The organism is Paracholeplasma manati (genome assembly GCF_025742995.1).
In the GTDB taxonomy this organism is placed as follows: domain Bacteria; phylum Bacillota_I; class Bacilli_A; order Acholeplasmatales; family UBA5453; genus Paracholeplasma; species Paracholeplasma manati.
Map to the genome: position 1 here is coordinate 348,857 of NZ_JAOVQM010000001.1, position 17,040 is coordinate 365,896.

The following is a 17,040-nucleotide window of genomic DNA, read 5'->3' on the forward strand; positions in this document are numbered from 1 at the left end:
ATAAATCATGCGAAACAATAAGATAGATATAATACGTGCCGGTGGAACAATTTTGGTCATTTTGGCACATGTTTTCCCTCCTGACTTGATTCAAAATATAAGATCTTTTGATGTGATTGCTTTAGTATTTATTTCTGGATTATCGTTTAAGAGTAACGAGCAAATAAAATACTTTAAGTATATATCGCATAGAATTAAAAAATTGGTAATCCCGACTTATCTAGTTATTACCTCAATTTTTTTATTTACATTTATAGCCTCATTAATTTTTTCAATTAATAATCCGTTTACAACTGAGGACATTATAAAGTCATATTTTTTTATAGAAGGTATTGGATACATTTGGATTGTAAAAATTTATCTAATTTTAGCTCTTGTAAGCACAACTATAACTAGTATCAATAAAAAAATCAGAAATGATTATTTATTCGTGTCATACATAGTGACAATATTTTTTATATTTTTTTCTCTATCTAAAAGTCTAGTTGGATTGAACTCTCTAATATTGAACGAGTATATCATAATCTCTATTCCTTACGTATTAATTTATTGGATCGGGATTCGGATTAGAGAGTCAGGTACCACATTAAAAATTATGACGTTATTATCGACAGTAGTTGTGTTTAGTGTCGTTATCTATAGTATTAATAATTCAATTCTTTTACCTATGAACGATAAATATCCACCGGGGTTTATTTATGTTACATATGGCATTTTTATTTCACTATTATTGTATATACTTATTCCGAATAAAGAAATTAGAATTGTAAAATGGATTAGCATGAATTCGTTCATCATATATCTTATGCATATTTATTTTGTTTTAGGTTTAAATTTGTTACAGGATTATGTCAGCTTTTCATTTATCAATTTTTGGTTGATAAAATACCTGGTTATATTATTTGGCTCATTTATTTCAACCTATTTTATCAAATATGTATTGAACTATTATAGAAAAAGAGTGAAAAATGAAATCAAATAATATTAACCACAAGATAATGACTGCTACAAAATGGTCAACTCTTTCACAAATAACCACCAAATTGATGCTACCAATATCCAACATGATACTCGCTAGAATATTAGACCCTTCTGTGTTTGGCACAGTTGCATTAATTACAATGGTAATAAGTTTTGCTGATATGATTGCAGACGCAGGTTTTCATAAGTATATAGTACAACACGAATTCAATGATATTGTTGAAGTTGATATAACATTTAATGTTGCATTTTATACTAGTTTATTTTTAGGCGGTATACTTTATATTGCAATAGCAATATTTTCAAAAGTAATTATTGATTCTACAAATAGTTCTCTGCCATTTTATATGCTGATAATTTCTGCAATTCAAATACCTCTATCTACACTTTCTAGCACACATATCGCTATATTAAAAAGAGAATTGAATTTTAAAAAGTTATTTAGGATAAATTTTGCTTCCACATTCGTTAACGTTAGTATAACGGTTTTTACTGCCATAATTGGGATGGGAATATGGGCATTGATACTCGGACCAATTAGCGCATCCATATCAGTTTGTGTACTAACTTATTTAACGGCAAAATGGAAACCAAGTGTGAAATATAGCTTTCAATCTCTAATCAAAATGATGTCGTTCTCGATATTCTCATTAGCTGAATCAATCTCTATTTGGCTAACTGTATGGATAGACATTATTATTATAACAGCATCATTTAATGCGTATTATCTAGGATTATATAAAAATTCACTAAGTATGGTTAACAATTTAATGGCTATAATTACTTCCTCTATAGCACCTGTACTTTTTTCAGCATTGTCTCGAACACAAAATGATCCTATCAACTTTAAGAATATTTTTCTAACAATACAAAAGATAACGGCTTATTTTGTTTTCCCAATAGGAATAGGGTTATTTTTATTTAGAGATCTCGCAACTCTGATTCTATTTGGAGATAAGTGGATTGAGGCTAGTTTAGTTGTAGGTACTTGGGCATTGTCTTCATCAATGGTAATTGTATTTTCTCATCTAAATGGTGAAGTTCTGAGAGCAAAAGGTAGACCTGGCATCTCATTAATAGTGCAAGTTACTCATATAATGGTAGTAATTCCCACTTTAATACTAGCTTCACATCATGATTTTACTACAGTAGTTATTTTTCGTTCAATAATAAGGCTTGAATACATTTTAGGAAGTGTTGTTGCTACTGGTCTAATAAGCAACATCAGCATCTCTGATACATTGCGCAATATTGTAAAGCCAACCATTTTTACACTATCAATGAGTATTATAGTGGTAATATTAAAGAACTTAGTTTTTGGATTTTTTTACCAATTTGCTATAATTTTAGTAGCTGCATTAGCATATTTTATTATGATATTCATTTTTGCGAAAGAAGATTTAAAAATATTCAGTATGATAGCCAAAGGAAGTGGAAACGATGAGATTTAGCGTCATTATAAAGAGAGCATATCGCAGGTTAAGATATTTATACAGGAAATATGTAATTAAAAACGATGAAAAATATATTAGAAAAATATTTAAGAAAAAACTTAAAAGAGAATTGGATTTAGATAATCCAATTCTATTCAATGATAAAATTCAATGGCTTAAACTTAATAATAGAAATTCTAATATTACTGATTTGAGTGATAAAATCAAGGTTAGAGAGTATGTAACTAGAACTATTGGTGAAAAATATTTAAACAATATATACGGAACTCATGCGCACGAAAAACAGATTCAACTATCTAGTTTGCCTAACAAGTTTGTTATTAAGCTTAATCACGGTTCAGGTTTCAATATAATTGTTAAAGACAAATCAAATATTGACTTTAGAGAAATTTCTGCAAAGTTAAAAGAATGGAGGAAAACAAATTATTATTACTATGGCCGTGAATGGCAATATAAGAACATTCATCCACTAATCTTAATAGAAGAATATTTAGAGGATGAAGATGGCGAACTTAAAGACTATAAGTTTTTTTGTTTCGATGGCGAGCCTAGATTTATTCAAGTAGATTTCAGTAGATTTACCGGACATAAGAGAAATATTTACAATTTAGATTGGATACTTCAACCATTTACAATAGAACATCCTAATGAAAAAGATAGAGCAATAATTAAACCTGCAAAACTTGAAGAAATGATCGACTTGAGCCGAAAATTATCGAAGAATTTACCATTTGTAAGAGTTGATTTTTACTTTGTTAATAATAAAATTTATTTTGGCGAAATGACATTCACACATGGTAATGGAATCGAAGAATTTTCACCACCAAAATACGAAAAGACATTCGGAGATTTAATACCCTTACAAAAATTTAAAAAACTGTAATAGATTTAAAGTGCAAGATCAGTATTGATATAACAAACCAAGTACACAAAAGGAATCGAATAATGGAAATAACAATCATAAAAACTACAACGAATAAGAAACTATCCACACCTGTAGTTACTGGATTTGGGAAATATTTTACGGATCACATGTTTACTATGGATTACATTAAAACCGTCGCATGGACTAACCCTCAAATTATCACATTCGATTATTTAGCAATCAGCCCTTCTACGAGTGTTTTTCATTATGCTCAAAGCGTTTTTGAAGGTATGAAAGCTTATCTCAATGATAAGGGTGAAGTTGTTCTATTTAGACCTTACGAGAATGCTAAAAGGTTTAAGAAATCATGTCTTCGTATGGCAATGCCTTATATTGAAGAAGATGACTTTGTTCAAGCCATTTCTGAACTAGTCAAACTCGATAAAGATTGGATTCCGTCTGAAGAAGGCACATCATTATATATAAGACCATTTATGTTTGCTACTGATGAAGTATTAGGTGTGCATCCAAGTAACACCTATAAATTCATCATCATATTATCTCCAGTAGGTCATTACTACCCAAATGGATTAAAACCCATTTCGATTAGTATTAACCCCATCTATTCAAGATCATTCTTTGGTGGTACAGGTGATGTTAAATGTGCAGCTAACTACTCCATATCATTATTAGCTCAAAAAGAAGCGAAAGAAAAAGGCTTTGATCAAGTCTTATGGTTAGGTGGTAAAGAACATAATATCATCGCTGAAGTTGGTGCGATGAATATTATGTTTGTTATTAATAATGAGGTCATTACACCAAAACTAGATGGTACCATTTTAGCAGGTGTTACAAGAGATTCTTCGATTACTTTATTAAAAGAATGGGGATATATAGTATCTGAAAGAGATATGACAGTAGATGAGTTACTAGAACACATTAATAATAATGAAGTATCAGAAGCCTTTGGTACGGGTACGGCTGCAACCATCTCACCTGTAGGTTTAATTGAATACAAAGGTACCAATTATCATATCTCAGATGATATTGGACCAGTTGCGAAAAGATTGTACGAGACATTTAATGATATTAAAACAAAATCAGATGCACCACATAGAGAATGGGTACAAATCGTCAAATAACCGACGACGTGTTACCCTTTTTTCTTTATAGGTATATAATAACTCTAGGTGGTGATAACGATGAAACTGATGGATTATTTGAAAGATAGCGACAACTCAATTCAATCCATATTATCCAAAGTGTTTGATAAAAAGAACACTAAAGTCAAAAACAGTCAAATCATAGATTCATACTTATCTCATTTTAATCCAAAAACAAATAAATTTGGTGATGGTATCTATTCACCTAAATGGATATCTACCTTTTATACATTAAGAGACCTCACGCAATTCAATATTGATTATAAGAACCCTATCTATCAAAAAGGTATAGATACGTTAATTCATTACATGTGGAATAAAGATCAATTCATGGAAGATGATATCTGTGTGGTTGCGATGCTTGTCAGTCTATGTACTTACGCCAGAAGAGACACCACCATCATCGATTCCATGATGGATTATCTCATCCAAACCCATCAAAAAGAGGATGGTGGATGGAACTGCGCATGTACAAGACATGACACACACAAAAGTTCCATCAATACTACCCTATCCGTATTAGAAGCTTTCAGAGATTATGAAGTTTATGGCTATACCAATAAATTAAATGAGATTAAACCACTCATTAAACCAGGTATTGATTATCTTCTTAGAAAAAAACTATATTTGAGAGAAACCACTCAAACACCGATATTTAAATACATCACGGATATTCATTTTCCAGTCCATTGGCAATACGATATCTATCGTGCATTAGAATATCTAGCATCCATTCAATATCCATATGACCCAAGGATGGAACAAGCCTTAAACATCATTAAACAATCTTTTAAGAATGGATTATTACCAAGAGGAAAAACATCTTCTGGGAAAACCCATTTTAAACTAGACACATTGGATGTTATTAAGATCAATACCATTAGGGGTTTGTCAATAATCAAGATTTATTGTCCAACGATGTACAAAGAACGATTAAACTATGTAACAGACTAAATTCGATACTTAAGATGAAAACAACCCATAACAGCACTTGTTCTGGGTTGTTTCTATTTATGAATATGTCTCTTGAATCTAATAAATTGTAGAATGTATTGAACAAAATGGAATGAAAACATCACAATCACGATAGACATTAAAACAATGTAAAAAATCGTAACATTACGTTTTAATAATTGCCCTTCAAAGAACTCATATAAAGACGTAAAGCTGAGTGTTAAGGATAACATTGTAACCAAATACGATGTTATTTTTTGTCGTTTTTCTTTGTCATGTTTCCAAGTGAAAGTTAACATATCAATGATAGAGACGGTACTGTTTATATTGAGTGTTAAATTCATACTAATATCCCATTTTTCATAAATCAGGTTATAAAGTGCAAGTTCATCTTTGTTCACTAAGAAAGAAGAAGGTTTCACCACTTTATTCATAGTGCCAAGGTAAAAACCAATTAAGTATGAATCAATTTTGGTTAGATTATTTTTATTCACGTTATTGTTGAGGAACTCTTTAATGTAATAGATGGATTCATATATGAAACAACAATCGATAAAACCATATGTTTTATAATGATTGATGTCAATATTATCGGTCACATAGAGTCGATTCAAATCATTAGTAGCATCTTGAATTTCTTTCTTTGAAACATAAATGATCATATTCCAATCGGTATCAGACTTTCCGTATCGATTTAAAACTTGTGTCTTGAGTTCATTATATGTTTTTTCATACTTTGGACTGGAAGGATCACCCAAATAATCCCTTAAAGCTTTATCAGATGAGGTAAAGGATCCATAAGGTTGAATAGTAATGATAACACCCAAGGTATTTGATAGTACGATGATATCACCAATATCTTCTCTATCATATTTAATCAATTCCGGAACCAGTGTCAAATTGTCTCTCTTAATAATGCCTTTAACTGGTGTTGTTCCATATGAACCACTATGGAAAGCATTAACAATATAGGTATTTACCATAATCGATAAAAGTCACCTATGTGACCTTGTGAAATATGATCAAGAAAATCAACGATGTTCTTATACTTATTTTTGTCTAGCAAATATTCAATCATAAATGCCCCTAAATAGTAAGACTCCATATAACCGATGTATTGAGTATAATAAATCAAAGATTCTCCTTTGGCGGTTTCCTCATAGGTACCATCCAACATTTGCTTTGAGATGTTGGCATATTTTACCCTTAAAAAGTTAGCATAGTCGCTAATACTGGTTGCCATCTCAACAAAGGTTGCGTAGCCTTCGATTAAGAACATCGAGCCTGAATCAATGACATTATGATCGTTTTTCTTAATTCGATCAAAAAAGTAACCGTGACCTGGATATACTTCGTGAAGAATGGTATATAAAAAGTCATCATAGTTCATGGCGTCATCATTTTTATATAGGATTAATGTATTTTCATTATAATCATCATATAAGTCTTTATCCCACCATTCTCCAAATCCATGGTCCTCATTTACGATGATGTTAAAGTTACGATTACTCATCGGACCAAATTTTTCGATGAGTTTTTGGTTTGTCGATATTTCTTGAATTAACTGCCTGAAAGTTTCTTTAACATCGTGAGTGACCAAGGTTTCTTTGGTATGATTTGGTGGCGTTGTATTTGAGACAACGTGAATATAATCAGACAAAGGTGAAAGATACTGGCCAAATATAATGTCATATAATCGATACATGTGATTGATATTCTTGGATTTATTGACAGCGAAATCAAGTATAAATGTTAGTTCTTTTTCGTACATTTTCCAACCTGAAATTGATTTCAAGTAATAATCATATAGCGCTATTGGAACGGATATCACTTCATCGATGTGGTCCATTGCTTTTTGGATAATTGATGAGTGCGAAGATTCTGACTGTTCTGACAAAGCATCTATTAACAACTGGAATGTGTAAAAACCTTGATAATACTTTAATACTTCTGTCATGATGTTCTTTTCTAATGGATTATAGTGATGGATGAATTCAATAACCTCATTAAGTACGATGTCATTAAAATATATTTGATAACGCCACATCCATTTTTTATTAATAATCATTTGTTCATCCTCCTTAGAGTTACTGGCATAGTATAAATATAATAACACATTTGAGTAATCACTTCATAGTTACGAGAGTGGTTTTATTCGCAATCTGCACATATCGTAGCTTAATAGTACGAATGTTATAAATGGATGATTTGAAGTAGTTTAGAAAGAATTGAATAAAATGCTTCATAATAAATCTAATTTTGTAATAATTTGATTAAAAACCACGTAGTACAAATCAAATAAATTATGCTATAATTCAAATAATGAATTCGTTTTTAATAACGTTTAGTTCTCATACATTTCAGTTAATGTTGTTGACCGAAACACCTAACAGTTGATGTTTTGTAAGTCAATGAGGTGTGGTTCTAAATCAGTTAAATTTATAATGAAGGGGTTTGGAGATAAGACATGTTATTCAATATTGCACAAAAAGTTAAACTAGAGAACGGCGAATTTGCGATCATCAAAAAGTTTTTAGGTGAAGGTGGACAAGGCGAAGTGTATTTGGTTTCACAGGGTAGTAGAGATTATGCTTTAAAATGGTACAAAATGTTGCCAAGTGAAAGCTTTATTAACAACCTTAGAAACAACATTCATTTAGGTCAACCGAGTAATGATTTTTTATGGCCACTTAGATTAACAGAAAAGAGCAATCAAGGTGTTGGATATTTGATGGATTTAAGGCCATCGATTTTTAAAGACTTTATCGCATTTTTAAATGCCAAAGTGAAGTTCTCATCACACAGTGCATTAGTAACCTACTGTTTGAATCTAACCAATGCTTTTAAACAACTACATCAACGTGGGTATAGCTATCAAGATTTAAATGACGGCTCATTCTTTTTCAATCCCGACAATGGTGATGCACTAATATGTGATAATGACAATGTCGCGAAGTATGGAACGAACCTTGGTATCATGGGAAAGATGAAATACATGGCTCCTGAAGTTGTGGTAAAAAAGAACTTGCCAGATACACATACTGACCGATTCAGTTTGGCAGTTATCTTATTCATGACTTTGACCTATGGACATCCATTCCAAGGAGAACTGTTAAGAAATTATCCAATGATTGATGAAGCAGCAGAATATGAACTATATGGCGCTTCACCGATATTCGTTTTTGATCCTAACAACACCAGTAACAGGCCAATTCGTGGCTATCATAATGCTGTATTGAAACTATGGCCAGAATTGCCAAACTATGTCAAACAAGAATTCATTAAGACGTTTACTGAAGGTTTGTTGGATAGAGAAAACGGAAGAACAACCGAACTCAAATGGGTTAAGACATTTCAAAAATATAGAGATGAAATCGTCAAATGTCCAAAATGTAATTTTGAATATCCTGCTCAAACTTATCCAAAATCAACTTGTCCAAAATGCAAACTAAATCATGAAATATTGGGCAAATTAACAATTAATAACCACTTAATTTACTTAGATTCAAACAAAGAAATCTACCAAACACATATAGACAAAACATCCAGCGAATATGGAAAAGTTGTAGGTCGAGTAGTTGAAAACAAGAATAATCCAAACCTCAAAGGCTTTAAAAATCAATCTGATCGAGAATGGAAAATTACAGATATTAATGGTATGAGTAAAATAATACCGCCAGAAGGTGTTTTCAGACTCGATATCAAACAACTTACAATAGATTTTGGCGAAGGCATTACAGGAGAATTTCAAAGTATATAGGGAGGGTAACACATGAACGGGAACAGCAGTAATTACGATTTTGTAGAAGGTATTGCTAAACAAGTATTAAATTTATTTTTCATCATCGATTCATCTGGATCGATGAGCGGAGAGCGAATTGGGGCAGTTAATAATGCCATCCGTGATGTGATGGATATCATGCCTGAAATTCAAGAAGAAACAGCAGATGTTGAAATTAAGATATCTGCATTAAAGTTTTCAGATAAAGCCTCATGGATTTATCCTGAAGCCAAATCTGTGGAAGAATTTAAATGGAAAGACATCAATGCAGATGGTGTTACCAATTTAACTGATGCATATCAGGAACTTGAGAAACAACTAACCAAGGAATCCAACGGTGGTATGATGCCCGATTTTGGTGGTTATGCACCGATCATGATTTTAATGACTGATGGATTACCAACATCTCCAGATTGGCCAACTGCGCTAGAAAGTTTAAAAAAACGTGGATGGTTTAGAGTTGCTTTAAGATATGCGTTAGCTATTGATATCGATTCTGATGAAGCAAGAGACGTGCTTATTGCATTTACAGGTAATTCAGAAACCCTATTAAAAGTACATTCAGCAGAATCGCTAAGAAAAGTTATCAAGCTCATTGCAGTCACTGCATCTAAAGTTAAGAGTCAATCATCAACCACTTTAAATAACCAAGCTGGTGCTCAAAACCAAGCAGCAACGAAACAAATCAATGATTCTTTAGCAGACATTGATGACGTAGACGGTTGGAATTAACAATGAGCTTTGAAGTTCATCACTACAAATCAATTGGAAAAAAACACGCGCTTGAAGGAAGTGTTTGTCAAGACGCGGTTGACTCCTACCAAGATGAACATATCGCCATTACGGCAGTAGCGGATGGCCATGGCAGTAGCCAATATTTTAGAAGTCATCTAGGTAGTCAATTTGCAGTCGAGGGTACTATTGAATTATTAAAAACTTTTTATCAGGTACATCCAAATTATTTAGATGCTCAAAAGCATTTAGAAAATCTTAAGTTGCAAATCCTAGTAGAATGGAACAACCGAGTAGAAATGGATTACAAACAAAACCCCATTAAATGCGAGGAATTACACCATTTGAGTGAAAAACAACAACAAAGAATCAATGATAATTACTTTACCGCATATGGCACCACATTGTTAGCATCTTTATGGTGTAAACAATATTTATTGGTCTTTAGAATTGGCGATGGGATAATTGCCAAAATGGATCCATCACTTGAGGTGAAACAACTTTTAGTTGATCAAGAGGAACAAGGGGGCAGTTTAACGGATTCTATGTGTCAAGAAGATGCTTACACAAGAATGCAAGTTGAAATTGTCGACAATCCAAATACGACAGCGCTCGCAATATGCAGTGATGGAGTGATCAATGGATTTGGCAATTTATACAAGTTCAACACATACCTTTTTAAACCGTTATTGATTGAAAGATTTAGATATGACCAAGCCAGTATGGCTAATATATTAAACCAAGCAGTCACACAAATAGCGGGGGCATTCTCATCCAGCGATGACTCTAGTCTTGCCATAAGTTATGTGGTACCAACCACATCACCCAGCTTAGATTTTTATGATTGCGAAAAAATGAGAACTTTATTAGAATTGGACAATCTAGATCAAGTTGATATCGATAATCAGCTGAAATTATACAAGACCATCGATAATGATGCTTTGTTAACATTTACTGCTTTTATTCATAATCAAGAACTGCTGAATCCAACAGAACGACAACTACGTTTATATCAAACATTAGTAACCTCACATCAACCTTTAGAAGCCTTAGTAAAATTCACGGATCAAGTTATCAAAGAATAAAGGTGCTGTATGATATTACACGAAGCATTAAGAAAAATTAAAACTGACTATTTAAAGGATTCAAAAATTACCAATTTTGAGTTGGTTCATTCTTATCTTTTAGATTTGTGCTCATCGACTGAAGATGAAAAACGCTCGGTGAGAAAATTCAAACTATTTATGAATGATATCAATGTATTCTCTTATTTAGTCAATAGTGATAACGCCGATGATGCAATTTCAAAGGCGGTTTTTGCTTTTGAAAATCACGGTATAGATGCAGATAATTACAAATGGGTAATTGCGCAATGTGTATATGCATTTAAAGTGACGGTCAGTTTAGATTTAGGTAAATACAAAATACCATTACGAAAATCAAGTACAAACGGGTCAACGCAGCCTAAAACAACCAATAGTGTGAGTTCGATCGGTAAGACATCTACAGCAAGCAAAACATCGACTTCCGCTACACCCAAAACATTCACACAACCAACAGTATCAAAACCAAGCACATCACAACAATCTGCACCGCTGAAACCAGTAGTTAGTAAATCGGTATCACAGTCGTCAACAACATCAACGCCAGCATCACACACACCTGTTACGAACACACCAACAACACCTACATCAAGTTATTCAAATTCCTCGTATTCCTCTAGCTCGTATTCGACAAGAAATTACTATTCTTCAAGTCGTCTAGACTTATTCTTCACACGTCACTGGGCAATTTCACTACTCTTTTGGTTAGTTTTATTAGGCATTAGCCTCTATTTTTTCCCGGGGCATAGTAAACTTATTTCAATACTTTCATTGATAGTTGGTATCATCGGTATCGTGGACATGAGTTTTTCATTATACAAACATATCGATGATGATGATATGTTTATTCTTGTACTCATATTACCACTATTCATAGCAGTTAATGCAGTCGTATTATTCTTTTTACCACACTCATATTATTATATTCTTGGCGGTCTATATATTCTTATCCTTCTTTCAGGTGCATTATTAGTATTGTTTTATTGGATGAGTGATGAATTTGATAGTGCGTATATTAGTACATTTCTAATTATCATTTTAATTTATATGCCACTCACTTATTTTATTTTCAATATATGGTTAGAATGGCATGATCTTTTTGGACTTTCACTCGTATTTGGTACATTATTACTAGCTATTAACTTGTACTTTTTAAGAAAAAATTACTATAGTTCGAAAGGCTTTACAGACATTATCTACACATTAACATTACCAATAATCAGTTCATTGGCTTTCTTCTATTTAATTGATAACCATATCAATGGCTTGTTTGGAGAACTTATTTTCCTTTACATACTCTATTTCGTTGTCTATTCAGTATTCCATACACTGATAAGTTTTTTTAGTAAGGATGGTCCTGTTCGTCAAAATATTTTAACCATTTCAATGATTGTTTTCACCTCATATGCGGTGGGTTATTTATATCTACTTGAAGTATTCGAACCTAGACATGTCGCGATTGTCGGGCTATATGGGGGACTACACTTCATATTCCATGCAGCGATTCATAACGATGAAATGAATGATGGGACGGCGACATTCCATTTTCTCACATCTATTTTGCTGATAGTAGGCAGTATTGTATTATTTATTTTTCCAAACATTATCTAAAAGAAAACATGCGGGGTAGATTATGCTATTCAATGAAGCGCTTTTTCTCATCTTATCCAAATACTTGTCTAGTGAACAATTAATGAATTATAAGATTGTTCAAGCACATCTGATCGATTTATGTTCTGATTCACCTGAATCGCTAAAAATGGTCAGAAAGTTTTCAATTTATATGAACGATATCAATGTATTTAAATTCTTGCTAGATAAGTCTTCAAGTGATCCATTATCTAAAGCATTGTATGAATTTAATAGTTATGGTATCTCTGCCTCTGATGCTAGTTGGGTTATAAACCAATGTTTGATGGCTTACAATAAATCCTATAAGACATCCATACCACTGTTGGATATGAAACAGCAAATAGGATCAACCAATACAGATAAAATGAATAAACCAAATTCTAATAAAAGAATAACGAAACCAAATGAATTAAACGTGAAATCAACTACTAACAACACAAATGAATTATCACAATTAGTAAGATTACCACAAGTCATGTTGAGGTTTGATTTGCCTAATAGCTATCAAATTACAGAACATTATTCAAGTAGTTTTGGTGCGAATAGAGGAAGTCACAGAATATATATAGCTATCGGAGAAAAATCACCCTATAAAGAAAAATTCAAAATAACAAATTTGGAGCATTTCGCCTATTTTATTCTAGATTTTTTAAGCGCTAAGGGGATGCTTTTCAAAGCAAAAATAGGAGAATTCGAAGGATTTGAAGCAGATTGTGATACCAATACACCAGAAGAACAAAAGAGGTTTGCATTCTTTGAAACAAATAATCACTACATCGCGATATCTTTTACTACGTTAAAACCCATGAAGAAGTCACAAATTAATGAATTTGAAAGTATAATAAATACGATAAGGGCATATTAAATTCCTATAGGAGGAGAAAAAATGAGAAAAGTATTAACATTGGTATTAAGCGTCATTATGGTTTTATCATTGGTTGCTTGTGAGAAAAGTAAACCATCGAAAAATCAATTTGGTTATTTTTCTGTAAATGGGAAAACATTAATCTCCCTAGCCGAAAATGAATTGTCTTATGAAAGTGCAAAGGCCTTTGTCACTAGAATTAGTTCTGCTGACAATGAACAAAAATTATTATCAGCAAGTAGAGATACGACATTATCGACTGATGAAATTAATCGTATTCTTAGTACATTCGGGGGACTTGAAATCGATTATATGTATTATGATTTGAGCGGAGATGAAAAGAGTGGTAGTTTTAAATTAGAAGGATCTGACTTAGCTAACCATGTTACGAACGGAAGCATACCATTATTCTATGGGATACTTATTACTGATATTGTTATTAATCTAGAAGTATTAGAATATTATCAAGAACAAAACACACTATTTAAGACATTACCTAATTACAATGTTTTTCCATTTTCGAATATTTACACCTACCACCAAACATTTGATGGGAAGTCATTTGTTTTACAAGTTCACGATTTTACAGAACTACCAAATAGTATCGGATATGCATCTGGTTTCTCATCAACCTATCTTAAAGAAAATGAAGTTGTTTATGATGGTGAATCTCGTCTAATCACAACCTATCAAACTGCACAAGGAATAAAAATACAGTATCCTGATGGAACTGGATTTTATGGCGCACTTTTTAGAGCGGATTTTAACTGGATTCCTAAGACTAACAATAACTAATATAAGATGTCTATTAGTTGATAGTGTTTATAATGATTTATTAAGGATAACATAAACAAATAAAAACAATAATAGTGCACCACAATTAGAACGTTCAACGTGGTGGGCATTATTGTTTTTTTGTTACAGTTCAATAACCTGTCTTTTACAACCAGTATAGTCAATAATTTGGTAGAATAATTTATTAGGTTTTCTTTGGATATATCTGGTGAGGGTTCTATAAACCTCAAGCATCATATCTAGTGGATTCGAGGTGGAAGAAAACTTTTGGTTAATTTGAGCAGTGAATAGATCCTTATACTCTCCAATAGTAAAAAATGAATCAATTTTGTTGATGACGTAAAATGAATCCATGATATATATATCTTGTTCATGAATGAATAAATAAGACCCATATAATCGTTTTGGTGGTTTTTGAGTGTATTCCGAGAAGTTGGTTAAATGCTGACGAATCTGTGGTGTAAATATATCTTTTATCCATTTAGAAGAAAATGATTGTGGGTCGAATTGAATGTATTTTATAACTTCAGAATTTCTACCAGAATCAGTGGTTATTACATAGGTGTTATTCATTGATGGAATTTGCCAAAACGGATGATTTTCAACATTTTGCATGTCATCATCGTGATAACCGATTAACCCGATATTTTCACTGTCATAAAATAAATGGATTTGAGTATCTTTTTTAATTACTGTAATCATAATGGATTTACCTCATTAAAATGATAGGTATGATCTGATGTGTTGTAAACCACATATCGAGTTGAATAGTTACTATATGAGTGGGATACTTTTTTCATCAAATCATGAATAAAGTCATGAATATTGAGGTCATCAGTGAAGGTCATTAAATTACTAAACAAAACTTGTTCCTCTTGACCAAATGCAGCGTAATGATCTACTTCAACAACGAAAAGAGATCGCAAAAGCTGATAAATCTTGTTTTTATATACAATAATATGTCGAAACGCTTTTTGTGAATTTTCTTCTTTAATTAAACCCAAATCACAAGCGCGTTTGAACCAAGGGTTTACAATTTGATTCACAATGATACCTTTGTTGGATAAATCATTTTGAGGTAATTTGAACCACTGTGGGTTATCACTTAATATGTAGTCTACGGGATTGGGTTCGTACGATCCCACGACAAAATTATCGTTTTTAAAAACGACTCCGAAATCTTTTGGTGTCAAGTGCGCTTGTTTCAATTCAGGGTTTAAGTTACCAACCAAATAAACAATCCCACAATGTTTAATAGCAAAATTTATACTCATAGGTCCTCCATTGAATGGATGTATCTTATACGTTCTGTTTTAGTATCAAGAATCGCAATTGGAAACGGATTTTTGAAATTATCCTCACAGTCTGCTTTTATACTTAATACCAATCGTGTAATTGGGTCGTTATCTTTATGTGCTAGCAGTGTAGCAGTTAACAAAGAACTTCCAAACTGGTTATCATAACTGAGTATTTTAATAGTCTCATCTGTATCGACGAAATAGGCATCATCATTTTTAGCAATATATATGCCACAGTTCATGTTACCCTCTTCGTTTAATCGCCCCATCGATTTTAAAAGAAAGTTGTATTTTGGGATAATAGTTTCTACTAAATTAGAATAGGTGAGTGTTATATGAATGGGTTCATATCTAAGTATGTCTGCGTCTCTCAAACTAGGAAAAACGGCCATAATGGTATTTTTTGACCCTTTGACCTTCCAAAAAGGAATGTTTTCTTCAATCAAAAAGGCATCTATATCGTAACAATACAACGATATAGAACTTACGGATGTTGCAAAGTAGGTTGTTCCTTTTTCACGTAACATTATAAACATAGTTGAGAATTCCTTTTCTCTATTTTTAAAGTATCTGTATCCATGAGTGTGACTTGCCCACCGACGGAGTTAACATATTCATCTGTAAAGGCGATTGCATTTACAATAAATTGATTCACATCTTTAATGGGTTTATGGATTCTGTAAAATGCGAGTGCATAAGATTGACCACTGCCAATGGCCACAAATTCAGGTATCTCAACGACTGCACCTGAATCATATATCCTAAACAACTTATCTCGTTTTGCAATAATTATTGACATCGATAGAGTTTTAGCACCATTAGAAGTAGTCGTTAATTGATCATAGGATTTCAACTCTTTAAAAAGTTTTGGCAACACTTCTGTGACTAAATATTTCTTGCTCAACGGTTGGTTTTCTAAACCGTCAAACCACTCAGGATGAAAAGTTATTTGCTGAATTGAACTCACATAACCACTAAGCCCAACTACAATACCGTGTCCTAAAGAAATGATTTTATATTCTTCTTCAAAGCTACTAAAGATTTTTCCATCGCCAATAGTTGTTTGTGTATCAGCTCCGAAATACACTATTTCACCATGTTTAATTGCAATAACTAAACTCATTCTTTACCCCCGAAATAACTAATCAAATTTGTGCATAAAAATCAAATTGCACATAAACATCAAAGTCAGTTGGTAATTCTGCCACATTAGTAGCTCAACTGAGTATGATATAATAATTATACATTACTTCTTGAGGTATTAGTACAAACAAGTAATTAAAAGAAATATCTTAAAATGACGAACTTGTGAAGCAGTTAAGGATTTCAATTTTTTTATACGATACAGTTTCATCGTCATTAGGATGACTAATATCATTAAGAGCATTAAATAAATGAATAACAACACAATTAGAGT

The 17,040-nt window shown here is 32.2% G+C and carries 17 protein-coding genes; 11 read left to right on the top strand and 6 right to left on the bottom strand.

What is annotated here, in order from left to right:
• Positions 1-7: 7 nt before the first annotated feature.
• The 5 genes from N7548_RS08940 (at position 8) to N7548_RS01485 (ending at position 5,417) form a co-directional block, all read left to right on the top strand.
• Positions 8-982: an acyltransferase family protein gene (locus N7548_RS08940; protein ID WP_373425164.1), complete on the top strand. Its 975-nt coding sequence runs from the start codon at positions 8-10 to the stop codon at positions 980-982.
• Positions 969-2,432 (top strand): lipopolysaccharide biosynthesis protein, encoded by a 1,464-nt coding sequence (locus N7548_RS01470; protein ID WP_263607621.1) that lies wholly within the window; start codon positions 969-971, stop codon positions 2,430-2,432. The genes N7548_RS08940 and N7548_RS01470 overlap by 14 nt, the downstream gene beginning before the upstream one ends.
• Positions 2,422-3,318 (top strand): ATP-grasp fold amidoligase family protein, encoded by an 897-nt coding sequence (locus tag N7548_RS01475; protein ID WP_263607622.1) that lies wholly within the window; start codon positions 2,422-2,424, stop codon positions 3,316-3,318. The genes N7548_RS01470 and N7548_RS01475 overlap by 11 nt, the downstream gene beginning before the upstream one ends.
• Positions 3,319-3,380: 62 nt before the next feature.
• The gene (locus N7548_RS01480; protein ID WP_263607623.1) at positions 3,381-4,442 is read left to right on the top strand and encodes a branched-chain amino acid aminotransferase; all 1,062 of its coding nucleotides are present in this window, start codon (positions 3,381-3,383) and stop codon (positions 4,440-4,442) included.
• 60 nt (positions 4,443-4,502) lie between these two features.
• Positions 4,503-5,417, top strand: a complete 915-nt coding sequence (locus N7548_RS01485; RefSeq protein ID WP_263607624.1) for a hypothetical protein — start codon at positions 4,503-4,505, stop codon at positions 5,415-5,417.
• 53 nt (positions 5,418-5,470) lie between these two features.
• On the opposite strand, the gene N7548_RS01490 is transcribed toward N7548_RS01485, so the two are convergent.
• Both N7548_RS01490 and N7548_RS01495 read right to left on the bottom strand, forming a co-directional pair.
• Positions 5,471-6,400 (bottom strand): hypothetical protein, encoded by a 930-nt coding sequence (locus tag N7548_RS01490; protein ID WP_263607625.1) that lies wholly within the window; start codon positions 6,398-6,400, stop codon positions 5,471-5,473.
• The gene (locus N7548_RS01495; RefSeq protein ID WP_263607626.1) at positions 6,394-7,485 is read right to left on the bottom strand and encodes a hypothetical protein; all 1,092 of its coding nucleotides are present in this window, start codon (positions 7,483-7,485) and stop codon (positions 6,394-6,396) included. Before N7548_RS01495 ends, N7548_RS01490 begins: the two co-directional genes overlap by 7 nt.
• A gap of 399 nt (positions 7,486-7,884) precedes the next feature.
• Between N7548_RS01495 and N7548_RS01500 the strand changes: the two genes are divergently transcribed.
• The 6 genes from N7548_RS01500 to N7548_RS01525 are packed head-to-tail and all read left to right on the top strand — an operon-like array spanning position 7,885 to position 14,325.
• Positions 7,885-9,177, top strand: coding sequence for a protein kinase domain-containing protein (locus tag N7548_RS01500; protein WP_263607627.1), 1,293 nt, complete (start codon positions 7,885-7,887; stop codon positions 9,175-9,177).
• 12 nt (positions 9,178-9,189) lie between these two features.
• Positions 9,190-9,930 (top strand): vWA domain-containing protein, encoded by a 741-nt coding sequence (locus N7548_RS01505; RefSeq protein WP_263607628.1) that lies wholly within the window; start codon positions 9,190-9,192, stop codon positions 9,928-9,930.
• A gap of 2 nt (positions 9,931-9,932) precedes the next feature.
• Positions 9,933-11,015 carry a PP2C family serine/threonine-protein phosphatase gene (locus N7548_RS01510; RefSeq protein WP_263607629.1) on the top strand — a complete coding sequence of 361 codons (1,083 nt, stop codon included), beginning with the start codon at positions 9,933-9,935 and terminating at the stop codon, positions 11,013-11,015.
• A 9-nt stretch (positions 11,016-11,024) separates the two neighbouring features.
• Positions 11,025-12,644 carry a hypothetical protein gene (locus N7548_RS01515; protein ID WP_263607630.1) on the top strand — a complete coding sequence of 540 codons (1,620 nt, stop codon included), beginning with the start codon at positions 11,025-11,027 and terminating at the stop codon, positions 12,642-12,644.
• 22 nt (positions 12,645-12,666) lie between these two features.
• Positions 12,667-13,530, top strand: a complete 864-nt coding sequence (locus tag N7548_RS01520; protein WP_263607631.1) for a hypothetical protein — start codon at positions 12,667-12,669, stop codon at positions 13,528-13,530.
• Between the two features lie 21 nt (positions 13,531-13,551).
• On the top strand, positions 13,552-14,325 hold the full coding sequence (locus N7548_RS01525; RefSeq protein ID WP_263607632.1) for a hypothetical protein: 774 nt from the start codon (positions 13,552-13,554) through the stop codon (positions 14,323-14,325).
• Between the two features lie 123 nt (positions 14,326-14,448).
• On the opposite strand, the gene N7548_RS01530 is transcribed toward N7548_RS01525, so the two are convergent.
• From N7548_RS01530 to N7548_RS01545, 4 genes are read right to left on the bottom strand one after another with little or no spacing between them, the layout of a single operon-like run.
• Positions 14,449-15,027 carry a hypothetical protein gene (locus tag N7548_RS01530; RefSeq protein ID WP_263607633.1) on the bottom strand — a complete coding sequence of 193 codons (579 nt, stop codon included), beginning with the start codon at positions 15,025-15,027 and terminating at the stop codon, positions 14,449-14,451.
• Positions 15,024-15,599 carry a hypothetical protein gene (locus tag N7548_RS01535; protein WP_263607634.1) on the bottom strand — a complete coding sequence of 192 codons (576 nt, stop codon included), beginning with the start codon at positions 15,597-15,599 and terminating at the stop codon, positions 15,024-15,026. Before N7548_RS01535 ends, N7548_RS01530 begins: the two co-directional genes overlap by 4 nt.
• Positions 15,596-16,159 (bottom strand): hypothetical protein, encoded by a 564-nt coding sequence (locus tag N7548_RS01540; RefSeq protein ID WP_263607635.1) that lies wholly within the window; start codon positions 16,157-16,159, stop codon positions 15,596-15,598. The genes N7548_RS01535 and N7548_RS01540 overlap by 4 nt, the downstream gene beginning before the upstream one ends.
• A complete protein-coding gene (locus N7548_RS01545; protein ID WP_263607636.1) occupies positions 16,150-16,746 on the bottom strand; it encodes an Ntn hydrolase family protein in 597 nt (198 codons plus the stop codon). Before N7548_RS01545 ends, N7548_RS01540 begins: the two co-directional genes overlap by 10 nt.
• Between the last annotated feature and the right edge of the window lie 294 nt (positions 16,747-17,040).

Bases quoted from the DNA above. Each gene is read 5' to 3' on its own strand.
- N7548_RS08940 (WP_373425164.1), top strand. From the start codon at position 8: ATGCGAAACAATAAGATAGATATAATACGTGCCGGTGGAACAATTTTG.
- N7548_RS01470 (WP_263607621.1), top strand. From the start codon at position 969: ATGAAATCAAATAATATTAACCACAAGATAATGACTGCTACAAAATGG.
- N7548_RS01475 (WP_263607622.1), top strand. From the start codon at position 2,422: ATGAGATTTAGCGTCATTATAAAGAGAGCATATCGCAGGTTAAGATAT.
- N7548_RS01480 (WP_263607623.1), top strand. From the start codon at position 3,381: ATGGAAATAACAATCATAAAAACTACAACGAATAAGAAACTATCCACA.
- N7548_RS01485 (WP_263607624.1), top strand. From the start codon at position 4,503: ATGAAACTGATGGATTATTTGAAAGATAGCGACAACTCAATTCAATCC.
- N7548_RS01490 (WP_263607625.1), bottom strand. From the start codon at position 6,400: ATGGTAAATACCTATATTGTTAATGCTTTCCATAGTGGTTCATATGGA.
- N7548_RS01495 (WP_263607626.1), bottom strand. From the start codon at position 7,485: ATGATTATTAATAAAAAATGGATGTGGCGTTATCAAATATATTTTAAT.
- N7548_RS01500 (WP_263607627.1), top strand. From the start codon at position 7,885: ATGTTATTCAATATTGCACAAAAAGTTAAACTAGAGAACGGCGAATTT.
- N7548_RS01505 (WP_263607628.1), top strand. From the start codon at position 9,190: ATGAACGGGAACAGCAGTAATTACGATTTTGTAGAAGGTATTGCTAAA.
- N7548_RS01510 (WP_263607629.1), top strand. From the start codon at position 9,933: ATGAGCTTTGAAGTTCATCACTACAAATCAATTGGAAAAAAACACGCG.
- N7548_RS01515 (WP_263607630.1), top strand. From the start codon at position 11,025: ATGATATTACACGAAGCATTAAGAAAAATTAAAACTGACTATTTAAAG.
- N7548_RS01520 (WP_263607631.1), top strand. From the start codon at position 12,667: ATGCTATTCAATGAAGCGCTTTTTCTCATCTTATCCAAATACTTGTCT.
- N7548_RS01525 (WP_263607632.1), top strand. From the start codon at position 13,552: ATGAGAAAAGTATTAACATTGGTATTAAGCGTCATTATGGTTTTATCA.
- N7548_RS01530 (WP_263607633.1), bottom strand. From the start codon at position 15,027: ATGATTACAGTAATTAAAAAAGATACTCAAATCCATTTATTTTATGAC.
- N7548_RS01535 (WP_263607634.1), bottom strand. From the start codon at position 15,599: ATGAGTATAAATTTTGCTATTAAACATTGTGGGATTGTTTATTTGGTT.
- N7548_RS01540 (WP_263607635.1), bottom strand. From the start codon at position 16,159: ATGTTTATAATGTTACGTGAAAAAGGAACAACCTACTTTGCAACATCC.
- N7548_RS01545 (WP_263607636.1), bottom strand. From the start codon at position 16,746: ATGAGTTTAGTTATTGCAATTAAACATGGTGAAATAGTGTATTTCGGA.